The organism is Micromonospora inaquosa, assembly GCF_003857055.1.
GTDB lineage: Bacteria > Actinomycetota > Actinomycetes > Mycobacteriales > Micromonosporaceae > Micromonospora > Micromonospora inaquosa.
This window is the reverse complement of record NZ_QGSZ01000248.1, coordinates 20,957-40,003: the sequence shown is the minus strand read 5'-3', so window position 1 is coordinate 40,003 and position 19,047 is coordinate 20,957. Positions and strand designations below refer to the sequence as shown.

The 19,047-nt window shown below is 71.8% G+C and carries 21 protein-coding genes and 1 pseudogene; 5 read left to right on the top strand and 17 right to left on the bottom strand.

What is annotated here, in order from left to right:
* Positions 1–423, bottom strand: a pseudogene (locus DLJ59_RS22075) (hypothetical protein); the annotation flags it as partial.
* A gap of 290 nt (positions 424–713) precedes the next feature.
* Here DLJ59_RS22075 and DLJ59_RS22070 point away from each other — a divergent pair.
* Positions 714–1,010: a thiamine-binding protein gene (locus tag DLJ59_RS22070; protein WP_091409732.1), complete on the top strand. Its 297-nt coding sequence runs from the start codon at positions 714–716 to the stop codon at positions 1,008–1,010.
* Between the two features lie 189 nt (positions 1,011–1,199).
* Positions 1,200–2,642, top strand: a complete 1,443-nt coding sequence (gene gndA, locus DLJ59_RS22065; RefSeq protein WP_124774528.1) for an NADP-dependent phosphogluconate dehydrogenase — start codon at positions 1,200–1,202, stop codon at positions 2,640–2,642.
* A 130-nt stretch (positions 2,643–2,772) separates the two neighbouring features.
* Here the strand turns inward: gndA and DLJ59_RS22060 are convergent, their stop codons facing one another.
* From DLJ59_RS22060 to recO, 5 genes are all read right to left on the bottom strand, one after another.
* Positions 2,773–3,528, bottom strand: coding sequence for a pirin family protein (locus tag DLJ59_RS22060; protein ID WP_124774527.1), 756 nt, complete (start codon positions 3,526–3,528; stop codon positions 2,773–2,775).
* A complete protein-coding gene (locus tag DLJ59_RS22055) occupies positions 3,525–3,752 on the bottom strand; it encodes a thioredoxin reductase (protein WP_124774526.1) in 228 nt (75 codons plus the stop codon). The genes DLJ59_RS22060 and DLJ59_RS22055 overlap by 4 nt, the downstream gene beginning before the upstream one ends.
* 158 nt (positions 3,753–3,910) lie before the next feature.
* Positions 3,911–4,096: a hypothetical protein gene (locus DLJ59_RS22050; RefSeq protein ID WP_110562706.1), complete on the bottom strand. Its 186-nt coding sequence runs from the start codon at positions 4,094–4,096 to the stop codon at positions 3,911–3,913.
* 71 nt (positions 4,097–4,167) lie between these two features.
* Positions 4,168–4,980, bottom strand: a complete 813-nt coding sequence (locus DLJ59_RS22045; RefSeq protein ID WP_124774525.1) for an isoprenyl transferase — start codon at positions 4,978–4,980, stop codon at positions 4,168–4,170.
* A 4-nt stretch (positions 4,981–4,984) separates the two neighbouring features.
* Positions 4,985–5,851: a DNA repair protein RecO gene (gene recO, locus DLJ59_RS22040; RefSeq protein WP_124774524.1), complete on the bottom strand. Its 867-nt coding sequence runs from the start codon at positions 5,849–5,851 to the stop codon at positions 4,985–4,987.
* A gap of 102 nt (positions 5,852–5,953) precedes the next feature.
* On the opposite strand from recO, the gene DLJ59_RS22035 reads away from it, so the two are divergent.
* Positions 5,954–6,763: a DUF4097 family beta strand repeat-containing protein gene (locus DLJ59_RS22035; protein ID WP_124774523.1), complete on the top strand. Its 810-nt coding sequence runs from the start codon at positions 5,954–5,956 to the stop codon at positions 6,761–6,763.
* Here DLJ59_RS22035 and DLJ59_RS22030 read toward each other — a convergent pair.
* The 8 genes from DLJ59_RS22030 to DLJ59_RS21995 all read right to left on the bottom strand — a co-directional run bounded on the left by DLJ59_RS22030 (position 6,750) and on the right by DLJ59_RS21995 (position 14,321).
* Positions 6,750–7,874, bottom strand: coding sequence for an acyltransferase family protein (locus DLJ59_RS22030; RefSeq protein WP_124774522.1), 1,125 nt, complete (start codon positions 7,872–7,874; stop codon positions 6,750–6,752). The two genes, DLJ59_RS22035 and DLJ59_RS22030, sit on opposite strands and share 14 nt — an antisense overlap.
* 253 nt (positions 7,875–8,127) lie before the next feature.
* Positions 8,128–9,024, bottom strand: coding sequence for a GTPase Era (gene era / locus DLJ59_RS22025; protein WP_124774530.1), 897 nt, complete (start codon positions 9,022–9,024; stop codon positions 8,128–8,130).
* Between the two features lie 5 nt (positions 9,025–9,029).
* Positions 9,030–9,416, bottom strand: a complete 387-nt coding sequence (locus DLJ59_RS22020) for a cytidine deaminase (protein ID WP_124774521.1) — start codon at positions 9,414–9,416, stop codon at positions 9,030–9,032.
* On the bottom strand, positions 9,409–10,833 hold the full coding sequence (locus DLJ59_RS22015; RefSeq protein WP_124774520.1) for a hemolysin family protein: 1,425 nt from the start codon (positions 10,831–10,833) through the stop codon (positions 9,409–9,411). The genes DLJ59_RS22020 and DLJ59_RS22015 overlap by 8 nt, the downstream gene beginning before the upstream one ends.
* A complete protein-coding gene (gene ybeY / locus DLJ59_RS22010; protein WP_030491788.1) occupies positions 10,809–11,282 on the bottom strand; it encodes an rRNA maturation RNase YbeY in 474 nt (157 codons plus the stop codon). Before ybeY ends, DLJ59_RS22015 begins: the two co-directional genes overlap by 25 nt.
* Before the next feature lie 15 nt (positions 11,283–11,297).
* Positions 11,298–12,356 (bottom strand): PhoH family protein, encoded by a 1,059-nt coding sequence (locus DLJ59_RS22005; RefSeq protein WP_124774519.1) that lies wholly within the window; start codon positions 12,354–12,356, stop codon positions 11,298–11,300.
* A gap of 131 nt (positions 12,357–12,487) precedes the next feature.
* The gene (locus DLJ59_RS22000) at positions 12,488–13,885 is read right to left on the bottom strand and encodes a serine hydrolase domain-containing protein (RefSeq protein ID WP_124774518.1); all 1,398 of its coding nucleotides are present in this window, start codon (positions 13,883–13,885) and stop codon (positions 12,488–12,490) included.
* 76 nt (positions 13,886–13,961) lie between these two features.
* On the bottom strand, positions 13,962–14,321 hold the full coding sequence (locus DLJ59_RS21995) for a histidine triad nucleotide-binding protein (protein WP_124774517.1): 360 nt from the start codon (positions 14,319–14,321) through the stop codon (positions 13,962–13,964).
* 47 nt (positions 14,322–14,368) lie between these two features.
* Between DLJ59_RS21995 and DLJ59_RS21990 the strand changes: the two genes are divergently transcribed.
* A complete protein-coding gene (locus tag DLJ59_RS21990; RefSeq protein WP_124774516.1) occupies positions 14,369–15,130 on the top strand; it encodes an SDR family NAD(P)-dependent oxidoreductase in 762 nt (253 codons plus the stop codon).
* Between the two features lie 48 nt (positions 15,131–15,178).
* On the opposite strand, the gene DLJ59_RS21985 is transcribed toward DLJ59_RS21990, so the two are convergent.
* The 3 genes from DLJ59_RS21985 to hrcA form a co-directional block, all read right to left on the bottom strand.
* Positions 15,179–15,913 (bottom strand): 16S rRNA (uracil(1498)-N(3))-methyltransferase, encoded by a 735-nt coding sequence (locus DLJ59_RS21985; RefSeq protein ID WP_124774515.1) that lies wholly within the window; start codon positions 15,911–15,913, stop codon positions 15,179–15,181.
* A 1-nt stretch (position 15,914) separates the two neighbouring features.
* Entirely contained in the window at positions 15,915–17,060 is a 1,146-nt protein-coding gene (gene dnaJ / locus DLJ59_RS21980; RefSeq protein WP_181518639.1) for a molecular chaperone DnaJ, read from the bottom strand.
* Between the two features lie 75 nt (positions 17,061–17,135).
* Positions 17,136–18,158, bottom strand: coding sequence for a heat-inducible transcriptional repressor HrcA (gene hrcA, locus DLJ59_RS21975; RefSeq protein ID WP_091409786.1), 1,023 nt, complete (start codon positions 18,156–18,158; stop codon positions 17,136–17,138).
* Positions 18,159–18,383: 225 nt separating this feature from the next.
* On the opposite strand from hrcA, the gene DLJ59_RS21970 reads away from it, so the two are divergent.
* Positions 18,384–19,010 (top strand): DUF4870 domain-containing protein, encoded by a 627-nt coding sequence (locus tag DLJ59_RS21970; protein WP_124774514.1) that lies wholly within the window; start codon positions 18,384–18,386, stop codon positions 19,008–19,010.
* The last annotated feature ends 37 nt before the right edge of the window (positions 19,011–19,047 follow it).

Below are 19,047 nucleotides of genomic sequence, written 5' to 3'. Positions count from 1 at the left end.
GGCCTGCTGACTGCGACCGCCGCCGGAGCGACCACCGCCACCCTGCGGCGGGCCGGCCGTCGGTGCCTTCGGTCGCCCGGTTGGCTTCGGCAGGTCTCCCACCTTCGGCACGTCGACAACCACCGGCACATCGACTGCCGACAGGTCGACCGCTCCCGGCAGGTCGACCGGCAGCACCACCTCGTCCGGGACAGCCGCCGGCAACGCCGACTCGGCCAGCGCCGCCGGCAACGCCGACTCCACCAGCGGCGCCGACTCGGTCAGCGCTCCCGGCTCCACCAGCACCGCTGGCAGGGCCGGTTCGACCGCGAGGTCGAGGGCCGCGAGGGCGGGTGGCAGCGGGCCGTGGCCGGCCGCCGGGTTGACGCCGAGCGGCGTCGCTCTCGGGGTACGGGTCTTCTTCGGGTTACGCCTGGCAGGCATCCGGGCCTCCTTCAGTGCCGACCGGCACGGCCGGTCCCGCGCTGCGGCGGTCGGTCGGACGGCTGGTGACCGCCGTCGCGCGACGGTCGAGTGGGGAAGGGACTGCTCACCGGGGATCGGGCAGGGCCAACGCCGCCACATGGCGGGGAGGGAATGCGGGACGCCCGGGAGCGCACGGACCGCGACGCGGGACGGCGGGCCGGCTCGGAAGTGGGGCGTCAGTTACGCATGCCGGCAGCCTAACCACCGCACGAGGAGACGCGCACCCGTTTTACTGACAGGATCGGCACATGCTGATCGCGTTCTCGATCACCCCGCTCGGCGGTGACGACTCCGTGGGTGACCTGGTCGCCGAGGCGGTGCGGGTGGTCCGTGCGTCCGGCCTGCCGAACCGGACCGATGCCATGTTCACCACGATCGAGGGCGAGTGGGACGAGGTGATGGCGGTGGTGAAGCGGGCGGTCGACGTTGTCGCCGCACAGGCGCCCCGGGTGAGTGTGGTGCTCAAGGCCGACGTCCGGCCCGGGGTGACCGACGCGCTCACCGGGAAGATCGCCCGAATCGAAGCCCGTCTCGCTGAAGGCTGACGCGCGGGGCCCGGAATGACGACACGTTTCCCTGCGCGGGGCTCACCGCCCACTGTCGAGAACCCGCGCCGCCAGCGGCAACGTCCACATCACGTGCAGTAACGCGACGCCGGTCACTGGTCCGTAACGGCTCACATCACGGTAAGTTTCCAAACGCTGATAGTGGTGTGACGAGAGGTGGCGGCACGAATGGCTGATCAGGCGAGGGCACAAATCGGTGTGACCGGGCTGGCGGTGATGGGGCGCAACGTGGCCCGCAATCTGGCCCGCAACGGCTTCACGGTGGCGGTGCACAACCGCTCGCCGGAGCGCACCCGCAGCCTGGTCGCCGAGCACGGCGACGAGGGCACGTTCGTGCCGGGCGAGACGATGGCCGATTTCGTGGCGTCACTGGAACGACCCCGCGCTGTCATCGTCATGGTGAAGGCCGGCGCGCCCACCGACGCGGTGATCGACGAGTTGGTTCCGCTGCTCGACGAGGGCGACATCATCGTCGACTGCGGTAACGCCCACTTCGCCGACACCCGCCGCCGGGAGGAGGCGCTGCGGGCGCAGGGGCTGCACTTCAGCGGCACCGGTGTCTCCGGCGGCGAGGAGGGCGCGCTGCGCGGGCCGAGCATCATGCCGGGCGGTTCCGCCGAGTCGTACGCGAAGCTCGGGCCGATGTTCGAGAAGATCGCCGCCCAGGTGGACGGCGTGCCGTGCTGCATGCACGTCGGGCCGGATGGTGCCGGGCACTTCGTCAAGATGGTGCACAACGGCATCGAGTACGCCGACATGCAGCTCATCGCCGAGGCGTACGACCTGCTCCGGGCCGGCCTGGACGCGACGCCGGCCGAGATCGCGGAGATCTTCCGGGAGTGGAACAACGGCGAGTTGGAGTCGTTCCTCATCGAGATCACCGCCGATGTGCTCGCGCACACCGACGCGGCGACCGGCCGGTCCTTCGTGGACATCGTGCAGGACCGGGCCGAGCAGAAGGGCACCGGTCGGTGGACCGTGCAGAGCGCCCTGGACCTGGGCATTCCGATCACCGGGATCGCCGAGGCGACCTTCGCCCGCTCGCTCTCCGGGCACGTCGACCAGCGCGAGGCGGCCCGCCGGGCGTTCCCCGACGCGGGTGAGAAGTGGCAGGTCACCGACCGGGAGACCTTCGTCGAGGACGTCCGTCGGGCGCTGCTCGCTTCCAAGATCGTCGCGTACGCGCAGGGCTTCGACCACATCCGCGCGGGCAGCCAGGAATACAACTGGGACATCGACCTCGGCGGCACCGCGACGATCTGGCGGGGCGGCTGCATCATCCGGGCCCGCTTCCTCAACCGGATCCGCGAGGCGTACGACGAGCAGCCCGACCTGCCGACGTTGCTGGTGGCCCCGTACTTCGCCGAGGCGGTCAGCGCTGGTGTGCCGAGCTGGCGGCGGGTGGTGGCCGACGCGACCCGGGCCGGTGTGCCGACGCCCGCGTTCTCGTCGTCGCTGGCGTACTTCGACGCGTTGCGCGCGGAGCGGCTGCCCGCCGCGCTGATCCAGGGTCTGCGGGACAACTTCGGCGCGCACACCTACCAGCGGGTGGACCGCGAGGGCGCGTTCCACACCACCTGGGCCGGCGACCGCACCGAGTCCCCGGCGTAACCCGGCGCGGCGCCCCGGCGCCGGGCGTGGTCGTGTTCGATCCTGACTGTGGTGGTCTCCCCTGGTGGGAGGCCACCACAGCCGCGTCGAGGCGCTGGCCTGCGCGCCAGTCGGCCCGCGCGGGTAACGGTCAGGCGACCGTGGCGTGCATCTCCCAGACGAGGATCTCGGCTGGTTCGTCGGCGGTGACCCGCCGGCCACCGGTCATGGTGAGCCGGGCGGCGTCGCCACTGCCGAGCGGGCCGCTGCCTTCCAGGGTCACGGTGCCGTTGGGCACGTAGAGGTGCACGTAGGGCGCGTCGGGGATGGTGACCTCGTCGCCGGGGGCGAGACGGGCGGCGTGCAGGGTCGCGTACCGGTTGCGGATCCGGATCGCGGACGCGCCGTCGTAGCGGTCCATCCCGGAGGCGATCGGCACCAGGCCGCCGCGGAGCAGCTCGTCCTCGATCTCCACCTGCTCGTAGCCGGGGTCGACGCCCTGCTCGTCGGGGAGCACCCACATCTGCACGAAGTGCACCGGGTCGCTGTGCGGTTCCTGGTTGTTCAGCCGCCAGGCGTCGTTCTTCTCCGAGTGCAGGATGCCGGTGCCGGCGCTCATCCGCTGGGCCAGACCGGGGTAGATCACCCCGGAGTGCCCGGTGGAGTCCTGGTGCACCAGCGAACCGCGCAGCACCCAGGTCACGATCTCCATGTCCTGGTGCGGGTGGGTCTCGAAGCCGGCCCCCGGTCGGACGACGTCGTCGTTGTTGACCAGCAGCAGGCCGTGGTGGGTGTTGGCCGGGTCGTAGTGCCGGGAGAACGAGAAGGAGTGCTTGGAATCCAGCCAGGAGATCCGGGTGGCGAAGCGATCATCGGCCCGACGGATGTCGACCGCGGGCGCGGTCACCAGGCACGCTGCCCGGTGTCGGGGGTCGACGGCGCCCAGCTCAGGGCCGGCTCGCCGACGGCCAGCTCGGCGATCTCACCGGTGCGCAGCTGCGGTGTGTGGCCGAACTCGGCGCAGTGCTGCTCAGCGATCTCGGCACAGATCTCGGCCACCTGCTCGCAGATCGGGTCGCCCAGATCGGCGGCGTTCAACGCCATGATCATCTTGAATCGGAGATCGCGCATTTCCACCCCCACCGCCGTCGCCCCACCACCTCCGGACCCTACCCGCCCGCCTTCCGCGGCACCCCGAAACGACCGCACCACCCCACCTCGCAACGCGGGGACGCGACGACGCCGCCCGCACGGGAGTGCGGGCGGCGCCGGGAACAGGTGAGGGCTGGTCAGAAGAGGCGACGACGCTTGGCCTTCTGCGGGCGGATCAGATCCGCACCCTTGGTCAGCAGCCGGGTCGCCCCGGAGGGACCACGCCGGGCCTCCAGGGTGTGGCTGAGCCGGCGGGCGCCGGCCGCGGCCAGCGGCACCGCGACCGCCATCACCGCCCACTGGGCAATGCGCTTCTGGATCATGTGGGTTCACCTCCGTCAGTGGCTTCTGACGTCTCTGATACCCAGAGTGACGTGCGGGTAAGCGCGTCGGCTCAGATCGTCGGGGCGACCGGGTTGGGCAGCGCGCCGCCGAAGCGTCGGTCCCGCTGTGCGTACAACTCGCACGCGTACCAGAGGTGGCGGCGGTCGAAGTCGGGCCAGAGCGTGTCCAGGAAGACCAATTCGGCGTACGCGGTCTGCCAGAGCAGGAAGTTGGAGATCCGCTCCTCCCCGGAGGGGCGCAGGAACAGATCCACCTCCGGGATCTCCGGGTGGTAGAGGTACTTCGCCACTGTCTTCTCGGTGACCTTCGCCGGGTCCAGTCGGCCGGCCGCCACGTCCCGGGCGATCGCTGCGGCGGCGTCACCGATCTCGGCCTGCCCGCCGTAGTTCACGCAGAACTGCAGGGTCAACGTCGAGTTGTCGCGGGACATCTCCTCGGCGGTCTGCAACTCCGAGATGACGCTCTTCCACAGCCGACCGGGCCGGCCCGACCACACCACCCGTACACCCAGGTCGACCAGCTGGTCCCGGCGGCGACGGATCACGTCCCGGTTGAACCCCATCAGGAACCGGACCTCGTCGGGTGAACGCCGCCAGTTCTCGGTGGAGAACGCGTACGCCGACAGGTACGGGATGCCCATCTCGATGGCACCCTCGATGGTGTCGAAGAGGCTGTGCTCCCCCGCCTCGTGCCCCTTGGTGCGGGGCAGCCCGCGGTCCTTGGCCCAGCGCCCGTTGCCGTCCATCACCACCGCCACGTGCCTCGGCACCGCCTCGGTGGGCAGCGCCGGAGGTCGGGCCCCGGACGGGTGTGGCACCGGCGGCGTCGGCTCGCGCCGACCAGCCTTCTTCGATCGGATCACTCGGTCACTCCCTGTTCGCGCCGTCCGCCCCGGCCTCGACGTCGCCACGTGGCCGGAGCACCACGGCCCCGGTGCCTTCCGGCGGCGAGGCCGCACCGGCCGCCGAGGAACCCCGGTCGACCAGCGGCAGCGAGCGTAGCGCGCGCTCCAGGTGCCACTGCAGGTGAGCTGCGACCAGCCCACTGCACTCCCGACGTACGGCGGCGTCGGTGGCGTCGGCGAGCACCCAGTCGCCGGTGGTCAGCGCGGACATCAGATCGATGGTGGCCGGCGCGGGATGAGCCGCCCCGGGTGGCCGACAATCCGGACAGACCGCGCCACCCGCCGGCACGGAGAACGCCCGGTGCCGCCCGGGTGTGCCGCAGACCGCGCAGGCGACCAGCGCCGGCGCCCAGCCGGCCAGGGACATCCCGCGCAGCAGGTACGCGTCGAGCACCAGGGTGGTGGCGTGCTCGCCCCGGGACAGCGCCTTCAGCGCGCCGACGGTGAGCTGGAACAGCCGCAGCGACGGCTCCCGTTCCACCGGGGTCAACCGCTCCGCTGTCTCGGCGATCGCGCTGGCCGCCGTGTAGCGCGGATAGTCGCCCAGGAACCGTTTGCCGTACAGGTCGATGCCCTCGACCTGGCTGACGGTGTGCAGTGAGCTGCCGTGGTTGCCCTTCGGGTCGCCGGCGAGTTGGAGGTCGACATGGCCGAACGGCTCCAGCCGGGCGCCGAACTTGCTGGTGGTGCGGCGGATCCCCCGGGCCACCGCGCGCAGCCGGCCGTGCCGGCGGGTGAGCAGGGTGATGATCCGGTCGGACTCGCCGAGCTTCTGCACACGCAGCACCACCGCGTCGTCGCGGTAGAGCTGTCGGCGATACCCGGCCATCGGGTCATTCTCCCTCGGGGTGTGAAATCAGGGTTGCTTCGGGGTGGAAGCGCGGATGAACCCCGATGCGGCCGGCTCGTGCTCGGCCGTAGCGTGCTGGCCATGGCACTGCACCTGACCACCACCCCGCGCCGCCGTCGCGTCGCCGCCCCCGTCGCGCTGGGGCTCGCCACCACCCTCATCGTGCTCGCCGGGTGCGACAACCTGTCGTTCCGCCGGCTCGACTACGACAACACCGAGACGGTCCGGATCACCACGGTCCGACTCTCCGGGGGCTCGGGCGACGTGGTGGTCCGCGGCACCGGCCCGGCGTCCGAGGTGCGGATCAAGCGGGTGGTGCGCTACCAGGGCGGTGAACCGGACAACACCCGGTACGAGATCAAGGGCACCGAGCTGGTGCTGGACACCGACTGCGGCTCGCGGTGCAGCATCTCCTACGAGTTGACGGTCCCCGAGGGCGTGACGGTGCAGGGCGAGACCAGCTCCGGCAACGTCGAGCTGAGCCGGGTCGGCACGGTGGAGCTACAGGTGAGCTCGGGCGACGTGCGGATCTCCGGTGCGTCGGGCGCGGTCGGGGTGGAGGCCCGCTCCGGCAACATCGAGGTGAACGAGGCAGCCGCGGCGGTACGGTTGCGCGCCTCGTCCGGAGACATCACCGCACGCCGGCTGGGCGGCACCGTCGACGCCGAGGCCCGCTCCGGCAACGTCCACGTCGAGCTGGACCAGCCCGCCTCGGCCCGGGTCCACGCCTCCAGCGGTGACGTCACGCTGCTGGTGCCCCAGGGCAGTTACCGGGTCCGGTCCAACGCCGACTCCGGCGACGAGTCCATCAGTGTCGCCGACAACCCGGCCGCGTCCCTGGTGCTCGACGGTTCGGCCGACAGCGGCAACCTCACGATCAGCCAGCGTTGATCTCGGCGCTGGCTGCCTCCCCGGCCACCCGCTGCGCCGGCACCACCGCTCGTCTCACGGTCGCCCCGTCCGCCGCTTCGCCGGCTGGCGGGACCGCCACGTCGGCGGACCGCACCGACCCACCGGGGATCAGCTCCGGGCGGCGGCGGGCGGCAACGTCCTCGACCCAGCCGACGGCCAGGGTGACCAACCCGACCAGGGCGAAGACCAGCAGCACCCGGATGGCCAGTCCCACCGGATCCTGGTGGGACCACCCCACCACGTCGACCAGCGGAGTGAGCGCCACCACGAACGGCATGTGCCAGAGGTAGACGGTGAGCGCCCGCCGGTTGATCACGGTCACCGCCCGGTCGGCCAGTCGGCTCCGGCTCAGCCAGGCAATCCCGGCCGGTGCCCGACCCAGCACGATCAGGATGAACGCGGCCGACCAGAGGGCGTTGCCCAGGTGGTTGTCGTTGAGGTCGTATCCGCGCGGCCCGGGATGCCCGAGGATCCAGGCGCCGCCGGCCACGGCGAGGGCGAACACCAGCGGGTACAGCAACCGGCCGGAGAGCCGGCGCAGCATCCCGGCGTGATGGGCGAAGCCGAGCAGCCACGCTCCGAAGTAGAGTCCGAACTCACGCAGCACCGGCGGCGCCGGGTAGATCCCCACCTCGATCGTCACCAGCAGCAGATACGGGGCGAGCACTGTCGGCAGCGGCGCACGCCGGAACAGCCAGAACGCCACCGGTGAGGCGAACACGAACCACAGGTAGTCGCGCAGGTACCAGATGACGCTCAGCGCCAGGGCGCCCCAATTGTTGGCCGGCGGGTCGGCGATCGGGAACAGCCACAGCAGCACCCGAGGGCTCATCGGCATCCCGCTGAGCAACATGGCCGGCACGAAGACCACCGCGAGCACCCACAACGACGGCAGCAGCCGCCGCAGCCGCCGCCCGACCGCCGCCGGCCCGGACCGGGTCAGCGACGCGGCCATCAGCGACCCGGCCAGCGCGAACATCACCGACATGGCGGGGAAGACGAGGGTGAGGGTCGCCCACCCGGTGACGTGGTAGACGACAACTCGAACGATGGCCAGGAAACGGAGCAGATCGAGATACCGGTTGCGCATCAGCCTGCATCTGGGTCGGGGGATCGGGGCGTAACTCCCCTACCCTGCGCGGTGCCCGCGCGAAACGGCCACCACCCCGACCAAACGTGAGTCTTTCCACCCAGCTGACCGAAGACGATCACGGGTGACGACGATTGCCGTCGGCTCGGCCGGCCCCCGCAAGCCCAGTGACGGGCCGATCCCACCCTCCCGGCCGGCGGTGCCCCACCCGCACCGACCGGACCGGATCACCCGGCCGGTCGGTGCTGGTGGATCAGAAGCCCAGCTTGCGCAGCTGCTTCGGGTCGCGCTGCCAGTCCTTCGCGACGCGCACGTGCAGGTCGAGGTAGACCCGGCTGCCGAGCAGTTCCTCGATCTGCTTGCGGGCGGTGGTGCCGACCTCCTTGAGCCGGCTCGCCTTGTGCCCGAGCACGATGGCCTTCTGGCTGGGCCGCTCCACGTACAGGTCGGCGTAGATCTTCATGACCTGACCCTCGGGGATCATCTCCTCCACCACCACGGCGATGGAGTGCGGCAGCTCGTCGCGGACCCCCTCCAGGGCGGCCTCCCGGATCAGCTCCGCGACGAGAACCTGCTCGGGATCGTCGGTGAGCATGTCGTCCGGGTAGAGCTGCGGCGACGGCGGCAGATATTTGGTCATCACGTCGACGAGGGTGTCCACCTGGTGCCCGGACACCGCGCTCACCGGCACGATCTCGGCGAACTCGCCCATCTGGCTCACCGCGAGCAGCTGCTCCGCCAGGCGGCGCTTGTCTACCAGGTCGGTCTTCGTGACGACCGCCAGCACTGTCGCCTTCAACTCGGCCAGCTCACCGGTGATGAACCGGTCACCGCGCCCCACCGGCTCGTCGGCCGGGATGCACAAACCGATCACGTCGACCTCGGTCCAGGTGGACCGGACCAGGTCGTTGAGACGTTCGCCGAGCAGCGTACGGGGACGGTGCAGGCCCGGCGTGTCGACGAGGACCAGCTGCGACTCCGGGCGGTGCAGCACCGCCCGGATGACGTGCCGGGTGGTCTGCGGCTTGTTCGACGTGATGGCGATCTTGGTGCCGACGATGGCATTCGTCAGCGTCGACTTGCCGGCGTTGGGACGACCGACGAAGCAGCCGAACCCGGCCCGGTACGGTCGGGCCTGGGGATCCTGCACCGGGCTCACTGGGTCACCGTGCCGAGGACCGTGCCGTCCGGAGCGGCCACGTGGACCGGCGCGTCAACCGCGAGGTCCCGCACCGCCGCGTGCCCGGCACCATCCAGCGTCGACGCCTCGGTCACCACCACCGCGGCCTCCAGCCGACTCGCCCCGGCAGCCACCGCCGAAGCGACAGCCACCTGCAACGCGGTGAGCGTCAACGACGGCAGCGCGACACTGGCCGCCGCGTACGTCCGACCGTCCTGGTCGCGGACCGCGGCGCCCTCCACGGCACCGACCCGGGCGCGGGCTCCCCGGGCCAGGACGACGAGCTTGCCGTCCTCGGCGCTCAACGCGCCCGACTCGGTGGGGGTGGGCCGGGCGGCAGGCGCGGCGGGTGTGTCAGGCATCGGCGGGTTGCCTCTCGTCGTCTCGATAGTTGTCCGTGTCGTCCCCGGGGTCGGCGTGCTCGCCGCGCCCCGCAGTGTCCTGCTCATGGCCCGGCTCCACCCGGCTGACCAGCACCGTGTCGATCCGGTTGCGCCGCCCGGTGGTGCCCTCGGCGACCAGGCGAAGGCCGGCGACCTCGGCCTCGGCACCCGGGATCGGCACCCGCCCCAGCGACTGGGCGAGCAGCCCGCCGACCGTCTCCACCTCGTCGGTGGGCAGGTTGGTGTCGAACATCTCGCCGAGATTCTCCACCGGCAGCCGAGCGGTCACCCGCACCGAGGAGTCCGCCAGACGTTCGACGGGCGGGCGCTCGACATCGTACTCGTCGGTGATCTCACCGACGATCTCCTCCAGGATGTCCTCGATGGTGACCAGGCCGCCGGTGCCGCCGTACTCGTCGACCACGATGACCAGGTGGTTGCGGGCGGCCTGCATCTCGGACAGCAGGTCGTCGACCGGCTTGGACTCGGGTACGAAGGTCGCCGGGCGCATCAGCTCGGCCACCGGCAACTGCTCGGCCCTCGGGTCCCCGCCACGGGAACGCCGGATCAGGTCCTTGAGGTAGAGCACACCCAGCACGTCGTCGACGCTCTCACCGATCACCGGGATGCGGGAGAAGCCAGACCGCAGGAAGAGCGCCAGCGCCTGGGCGAGCGTCTTGCCTTCCTCGATCCACACCATCTCCGTGCGTGGCACCATCACCTCACGGGCGATGGTGTCACCGAGCGCGAAGACGGAGTGGATCATCTGGCGCTCGCCGTGCTCGACCACGCCACGCTGCTCGGCCAGGTCGACCAGTTCCCGCAGCTCCACCTGGCTGGCGAACGGGCCCTCCCGGAAGCCGCGCCCCGGGGTGACCGCGTTGCCGATCAGGATCAGCAACGACGCGAGCGGGTTGAGCGCCCGGCCCAGCCAACGGACCAGCGGCGCCACCGCCCGACCCACCGCGTAGGCGTGCTGCCGGCCGATGGTGCGCGGGGCGACGCCCACCACCACGAAGCTGACCACGGTCATCGCGCCGGCGGTCACCAGCGCCGCCCACCAGCCGGCGCCGAAGCTGTCCACCGCCACGAGCGCCACCAGTGTGGTGGCGGTCAGCTCGGCGAGCAGCCGCAACAGCAGGAGCAGGTTGAGGTGCCGGACGACGTCGCCGGCGACGACCTGGAGGGTGCGGGCGCCGCGCACCCCGTCGCGGGCCAACTCGGCGGCTCGGGCCGGTGACACGGCGGCGAGGGCCGCCTCGGTCATCGCGATCAGGCCGGCCAACACCACCAGGCCGGCCGCGAAGACGATCAGCTGGAAGTCGGGAAGGCCGGCGGTGGCGCCGGCCGCCAGTAACGGAGAAGTCGACATCACTGGGTGCGGGTCGACCGCCAGCTCGCCAGCAGCCGAGCCTGGAGTGCGAACATCTCCCGCTCCTCCTCCGGCTCGGCATGGTCGTAACCGAGCAGGTGCAGCACCCCGTGCACGGTGAGCAGGTGCAGCTCGTCGGCCGGCGCGTGCCCGGCGGTCGCCGCCTGTTTGGCCGCCACCTCGGGGCAGAGCACGATGTCGCCGAGCAGGGCGGGCTCGCCGCCGGCCGGAGCGGACTCACCCGGGCCGTGGTCGACGCTGCCCTCGTCCATGGGGAAGGCGAGCACGTCGGTCGGGCCGTCGCCACCCATCCAGCGGTGGTTCAGCTCGGTCATGTAGTCGATGTCGACCAGCAGCACTGACAGCTCGGCGAGGGGATTGACCCCCATCTCGTCGAGGGCGTGCCGGGCGACGGCGAGCACGGCGTCGGTGTCGACGTCGACACCGGACTCGTTGGCGATCTCGATGGACAACTGCTTTCCTCTGCTTTAGCGGCGGCGGCCGGCCCGGCCGCCCTGGGCGGGTCGCCCAGGCACGGCGTGAACGCCCTGCGCCTGCTGATTCTCCCGCTCGGCGTCCCAGCGGGCGTACGCGTCGACGATCTCCCCGACCAGCTGGTGGCGGACCACGTCGGAGCTGGACAACTGCGAGAAGTGCACGTCATCGACGTTTTCCAGGATCTCCCGGACGACCCGCAGGCCGCTGCTCGTCCCGCCGGGAAGGTCCACCTGGGTGATGTCACCGGTCACGACGATCTTGGAGTTGAAGCCGAGCCGGGTGAGGAACATCTTCATCTGCTCGGGCGTGGTGTTCTGCGCCTCGTCCAGGATGATGAACGCGTCGTTGAGCGTACGACCCCGCATGTAGGCCAGCGGGGCGACCTCGATCGTGCCGGCGGCCATCAGCTTCGGGATCGTCTCCGGGTCGAGCATGTCGTGCAGGGCGTCGTAGAGCGGCCGAAGGTACGGGTCGATCTTCTCGTTGAGCGTGCCGGGCAGGAAGCCCAGTCGCTCGCCCGCCTCGACCGCCGGCCGGGTGAGGATGATCCGGTTGACCTGCTTGGCCTGCAACGCCTGGACGGCCTTCGCCATCGCCAGGTAGGTCTTTCCGGTGCCGGCCGGGCCGATGCCGAAGACGATGGTGTGGGTGTCGATCGCGTCGACGTACTTCTTCTGCCCGAGAGTCTTGGGGCGGATGGTGCGCCCGCGCCGGGAGAGGATGTTGAGTGTCAGGACCTCGGCGGGCCGCTCGGCACTGCCCTGCTCGAGCATGCCGACGGTACGCCGGACGGCGTCAGTGGTCAGGGTCTCGCCTTTCTCGATCAGTTCGAGGAGCTCGCTGAAGACCCGCTCGGCGAGGGCGTTGTCCGCAGGGTCACCGGTGATGGTGATCTCGTTGCCGCGGACGTGCACGTCACTGTTGACCGAGCGTTCGACGAGTCGAAGGATCTCGTCGCCAGCGCCGAGCAGATTGACCATGATCTTGGGGTCGGGCACGGTGATCCTGGTCTGCACCCGGGGCGGGCCGGGAGGTGGGGTGCCGGTCATAGGTCGGGCCGAAGGGCCCTGCGCCACCTGCTCTCGATCTCGGCGCCGGCCTGCTGGCCTGGCGTGCGGACGTTACACCCATCGTATCGGTTCAACACGGGCCGCATCGCGCCCATTTCCGCTGGCCGCGATCAACTCCCGGCCCGGAAGTCGTACCGGTCGAAGGTCTCCTGGTGGCGGGTGAACCGGTACGTCGCCCAGTGCATCCGGACCACCACGCCGGCCTCGTCCCGGGTCAGCCGCAACAGCTCACCGGCCTCCCGACCGGAGACCACCCGGAACACGTCCGGCTGGTCCGCCACCGGGGTGAAGATCGCCGGCGGTCGTCCGGCCGGGTCAGCGGCCCCGCGCGCCCGCAACGTGCCGTCGTGCCAGGAGAAGACGTACTCGGAGCCCTCACCCCACCAGCGGCCGAGCAGACCTCGCAGGGCCGCCGGCGCGGGCGCACCAGGCCGCCAGGGCTCGATCTCGGCCGGGTCGTGCTCGACCGCCGCGGCGAGCAGCCGGTGCGGCAGGTCGAGCAGTTCACTCGCGGTGCCGGACGAGCCGAGCACCGCGGCGCCCATCGCGCCGGCCGTGCCGTCACCGCCGCGACGGCCGTACACCCCGGCGAGGAAACCGGGCATCGCCCCGTCGTGCCCCACGTGCATCACCCGCTCCCCCTGCGGGATCAGGATCAGCCCGAGCCCGAAGCCCGCCCCCCAGAGCGTCTCGTCGGTGGTGGTCAACGGCCAACGCATCTCGTCCAGGGTGGCCGGGGCGAGGACCGCGCCGGCCGGGTCCAGCGCCGCCGGGTCGGCCAGGAACGCCGCCCAGCGGGCCATGTCGGTCGCGGTGCTCCACAGCTGGGCGGCCGGGCCGACCGCGCCGAAGTCGGTCGGCGGTTCCGGGTGCGCCTCGTCGGAGTACGCGTCGACCAGGAACCCGGTGGCCGCCGTCGGCCGTGGGGTCACCGTGGTGTCGGTCAGCCCCAGCGGCGTCAGGATCCGCTCGGTGAGGGCCTGCGCCCAACTTTCGCCCCGGAGCCGGGCCACGAGTTGGCCGAGCACGGCCAGACCCAGGTTCGAGTAGTGGAACCGGCGCCCGGTCGGCAGCACCCGCTCGGCCCGGTCCAACTCGGCGACCAGTTGGTCGGTGCCCGGTGCGCGCAGGCTGTCCCAGACATCGCCGAACGGCTCGCGTTGCAGACCAGCGGTGTGCGACAGCAACCGGCGTACGGTCAGCTCGCCGTGCGCCGGAAGGTTCAGGTGCCGGCCCACCGGGTCGTCCAGGTCCAGCAGCCCGTCGTCGCGGCACTGCAGGACCAGCACCGCGGTGAACGTCTTGGTGACCGAGCCGATCCGGAACTGGGTGCCCGACCCCAGCGGGCTGTCGGTGCCGGTCTCGCCGACGGTGCAGCTCCAGAGCGGTCGGTCGGCCCGGTGCAGCGCCGCCGACACCGCCGGCACCCGAGCTTCGGCCTGCACCGTGCGGACGAGGCGACCCAGGCGCTCATCGACCCGAGGGTCGGCTGCCGAACCGGCGGTCACGCCCCCGCTCCGCTTCGCTTCGCGCCGGCGCGAACCGCCGCGGTACCGAGCCTGCTGGTTCGCTCGCTGCGCTCGCTCACGCGAGGTTCCGGGCGAGCATCGGGCCGAGCGGCGCACCACCGAGCAGGTGCGCGTGCACGTGGAACACCTCCTGCCCGCCGTACGCGCCGGTGTTGAACATCAACCGGAAACCGTCGCCGAGCAGGCCCTCGTCCTCGGCCACGGCGGCGGAGGTCGCCAGCACGTCCGCGGCCAGCGCCGGGTCACCCTGGGCGAGCGTGGCGACGTCGGCGTAGTGCTCCTTCGGAATGACCAGGACGTGCACCGGCGCCTTCGGGTCGATGTCGCGGAAGGCGAGCGTGGTGTCGGTCTCCCGGACCACGGTGGCCGGGATCTCCCCGGCGACGATGCGGCAGAACAGGCAGTCGGATCCCATCGGGGCAGTGTAAGGAGGGAAGGTACGGCTGAGGCAGGATGGCCGGCATGACGGATCGGGCGGTACTCGTGACCGGGGCTTCGCGTGGCATCGGCCGTGCGGTGGCGGAGGCGTTCGCGGCCAGCGGGGACCGGGTGGCCATCCACCACCGCGACTCGGCCGACGCGGCCGAGCAACTGCGCGCGCGGCTACCCGGCGCGGGGCACGTGGTGGTCCGCGCCGACCTCACCGATCCGGACGCGGTCCGGGTCATGGTCGACCGGGCCGCCGAGCTGCTCGGCGGACTGGACGTGCTGGTCAACAACGCCGGGACGTACGGCGACCGCGACGACCCGCACCCGATCTTCGGCGCCTCGTACGAGGAGTGGCAGCAGCGCTGGCGGCAGGTGTTGGACACCAACCTGACCGGTGCCGGCAACGTCATCTGGTGCGCCGCCCAGCACATGCGCGAACGCGGCGGGCGGATCGTCAACGTCTCGTCCCGTGGCGCGTTCCGCGGCGAACCGCACCAGCCGGCGTACGGCGCCAGCAAGGCGGGGCTGAACGCGCTGGGTCAGTCCCTCGCCGTGGCGCTCGCGCCGTACGGCATCGCGGTCGCCACCGTCGCGCCGGGCTTCGTGGCGACCGACATGGTCACCGAGTACCTGCGCGGTGAGGAGGGCGCGGCGATCCGGGCGCAGAGCCCGTTCGACCGGGTGGGCAAACCGGAGGAGATCGCCGCCGCCGTGCACTGGCTGGCCTCGCCGCAGGCCGAGTGGACCTCCGGCACGATCGTCGACCTCAACGGCGCCTCCTACCTGCGCAGCTGACCCAGAGGGCTGCGGGTCGGCGCACGGAGCCGGTCCCGAGCGGTCGGACTACCAGCGGCCGAGCCGGGTGGCGAGCACACTGAGGGCCGCCACCCCGGCGGTGGAGGTGCGCAGCACGGCCGGCCCGAGGCGTACGGGTCGCCCGCCGGCCTCGGCGAAGGAGGTCAGCTCGGCCGGGGCGATGCCACCCTCCGGACCGACCACCAGCACGATCTCACCGGCGGAGGGCAGCTCGGCGGTGGTGAGCCGTTCCTCGGCCTCCTCGTGCAGCACGAACCCGGCGGCGGCACCGGCGATCCGGCGGGCCACCGTCGCGGTGGACTCGTCCGGCGCACCGGCCACCACCGGCAGCCACGGGCGGCGGGCCTGCTTGGCCGCCTCCCGCGCGGTGGCCACCCACTTCTCCCGGGCGCGTACGCCCCGGTCGCCGCGCCACTGGGCCACCGAACGCGATGCCGCCCAGGGCACGATCTCGTCCACCCCGACCTCGGTCATCGCCTGCACGGCCAGCTCACCCCGGTCGCCCTTGGCGATGCCCTGCACGGTCACCAGCCGGGGTACGGGCGCGTCCGCGTACCCCCGGGAGGTGACGGTGACCTCAAGGCTGCCCCGGCCGACGGCCGTGACCACGGCGGCGGCCGTGCCACCCCGGCCGTCGGCGAGCAGCAGTTCCTCGCCGACGCGCAGTCGCTGCACGGTGGCGGCGTGGTGCCCCTCCGGGCCGTCCAGGGTCAGCGCGGCGCCGGTGGGCAACGCCTCGACCAGGAACAGCGGTGCGGACACCTCAGGCGTGCCCGTTGAACGCGTCGCGCATCCGGGAGAAGAAGCCGCCCTGCTTGGACAGCTCGGCGACCTCCTCACCACGGGTCTTGGCGAAGTCGCGCAGCATCTTCTCCTGGTCCGGGTCGAGCTTGGTCGGCGTCCGCACGTCCAGGTGCACGTAGAGGTCGCCCCGGCCGGTGCCGCGCAGGTGCGGCACGCCCCGGGCGCGCAGTCGCAGCGTGCTGGCCGGCTGGGTGCCGGCCTTGACGTCGACGGTCTCCTCGCTGTCCAGCGTCTTGATGGTCAGCCGGGTGCCCAGCGCCGCCGCCGTCATCGGCACGGTGACCCGGCAGTGCAGGTCGTCGCCCTTGCGGGAGTACACGTCGTGCGGGCGCTCGTGGATCTCCACGTAGAGGTCACCGGCGGTGCCCCCACCGGGGCCCACCTCGCCCTGCTGGGCCAGCCGGATCCGCATGCCGTCCTCGACGCCGGCCGGGATCTTGACGGTCAGCGAGCGGCGGGTCCGCACCCGGCCGTCGCCGGCGCAGGTGGGGCAGGGGTGCGGGATGGTGGTGCCGTAGCCCTGGCACACGGTGCACGGCCGGGCGGAGACCACCTGGCCGAGGAAGGTGCGCTGCACCGACTGCACCTCGCCCCGACCGCCGCACGCCTCACAGGTCGCCAGGTGCGTGCCGGCTGCCGTGCCAGCGCCCGAGCAGGTGGTGCAGAGCACAGCGGTGTCGACGGTGATCGGGGCCTCGACGCCGAACGCCGTCTCGTGCAGGTCGAGTTCGAGCCGCAGGATCGCGTCGGCGCCCGGGCGGGTACGCGGCCGTGGGCCACGGGCGCCACCTCCCGCACCGCCGAAGAAGGCGTCCATGATGTCCTGGAAACCGACGAACGGTCCGGCACCGCCGGGGCCACCCGGGCCGCCAGCGCCGCCGCCACCCGGGGCGAGCGGGTCGCCACCCAGGTCGACGATCTGCCGCTTGCGGTCGTCCGAGAGGACCTCGTACGCGGCGTTGATGTCCTTGAACTTCTCCTGAGCCTCCGGGTCCGGATTGACGTCCGGGTGGAACTGGCGCGCCAGCTTGCGGTAGGCGCGCTTGATCTCATCATCGGAGGCTTCCCGGCTCACACCGAGAATGCCGTAGTAGTCCCTGGCCACTGCGTTCCGTGTCCTCATGTTCGTCTCGCGTTGCGCCGGTCGGCGGCCGCAGCCGGCCGCGTCGGCCCTGACCAATCAGTTCTGGGCCAGCAACTCGCCCACGTAGCGTGCCACGGCGCGCACCGTGGCGATGTTGCCGGGGTAGTCCATCCGGGTGGGCCCCAGCACCCCCAGGCCGCCCACGATGGTGGTGCCCGGGCCGTACCCGGTGCTGACCACCGAGGCGGCGCGCAGGTTGTCGAACTCGTTCTCGTCGCCGATCAGCACCCGGGTCGTGCTCGGCTCGGTCTCACCGATGAGCTTGAGCAGCACGACCTCCTCCTCCAGAGCCTCAAGGATCGGCCGCAGGGAGCCCTGGAAGTCGAGCAGGCCACCCCGGGTGAGGTTGGCGGTGCCGGCGAGCGCGATCCGCTCCTCGTGCCGTTCGACCAGTGTCTCCAACAGCACGGTGGCGAGTGTGGTCATGGTCGGCCGCAGCCCGGTCGGTGCCTCCTCGACCAGCGCCTGCACCAGCGGTGGCGTCTCGGACAGTCGGGCGTTGGCGAGCTTCTCGTTGATCAGTCGGCGCAGGTCGGTGACGTCGTCGGCGGGCACCGGCCCGGGCAGCTCCACGAGTCGCTGCTCCACCCGCCCGGTGTCCGCGATCATGACGAGCATCAGCCGGGTGGTGGAGATCGGCACCAGCTCCAGGTGACGCACCGAGGAGCGGGCCAGGCTCGGGTACTGCACGACGGCGACCTGCCGGGTCAACTGGGCGAGCAGCCGCACCGTGCGGTGCACCACGTCGTCGAGGTCGACCGCGCCGACCAGGAAGCGCTCGATGGCCCGGCGCTCGGCCGGGCTCAGCGGCTTGACCCGGGACAACCGGTCGACGAAGAGGCGGTAGCCGCGGTCGGTGGGCACCCGGCCGGCACTGGTGTGCGGCTGCCGGATGTAGCCCTCCTCCTCCAGCACGGCCATGTCGTTGCGGACCGTGGCCGGGGAGACCCCGAGCTGGTGCCGCTCGACCAGCGCCTTGCTGCCGACCGGCTCCTGGGTGGAGACGTAGTCTTCGACGATGGCGCGGAGCACGGCGAGTTTCCGGTCGTCGAGACCCATCCTCCGCACCTCCTGTCGCACGTCGGCCGCCGGCGCCCTGGGCCGGCCGAGCCGTCCTGGCACTCGACTGTAACGAGTGCCAGTCTACGTCGGCAGGCCCGCCGACGCGATGATCAACGGCCACCGGTCGGTGCGGCCCGCGCCACCCCACTGGGCCGATCGGCCCGCACCCCCGGACGGTGTCGCTCTGGTGCGGCGTTGCCACGGGCCCCTACCGTGACATCCATGACTGAACCTCCTCGCCCTCCCGGCTCGGGTGACCCCGGCAACTACCCGCCGGAGCCGACGTCCCCGGGCCTGCCCCCGTCGGCCGAGCCGCCCACCGCCCCACTGTCCGGCGCACCCGGCCCGGCCGGCTATCCCCCGGCCGGTGGCTATCCGCCGCCCACCGGTGACCCACCGCCGTCAGGCGGCTACCCACCGGCCGGCTATCCCCCGCCCGGGGGCTACCCCCCGCCCGGCGGCTATCCGACCGGTGGGGCCTACGGCGGTCCCGGCGGCGGCTACGCCAACAACGAGGACAAGACCTGGGCGTTGGTCGCGCACTTCGGCGGCGCCGCCGGAATGATCATCAGCGGTGGCGTGCTCGGCTGGATCGGCCCGCTGGTGGCGATGCTGGCGCGGGGCAGCCAGTCCCCGACCGTCCGGGCACACGCTGTGGCGGCACTCAACTTCCAGCTCATCTGGTCGATCGTCGGCCTGGTCGGCTGGGTCCTGTCCTGCATCCTGATCGGGTTCATCGGGGTCGCGGCGGCCCTCATCCTCGGCGCCGTGTTCGGCATCATCGCCGGCATCAAGGCCAACGAGGGTCAGCTCTACCGCTACCCGCTCTCCGCCAGCTTCATCAAGTGAGCCGAGCCGGCCGCTCCCCCGGCCGGTCCGGACCACC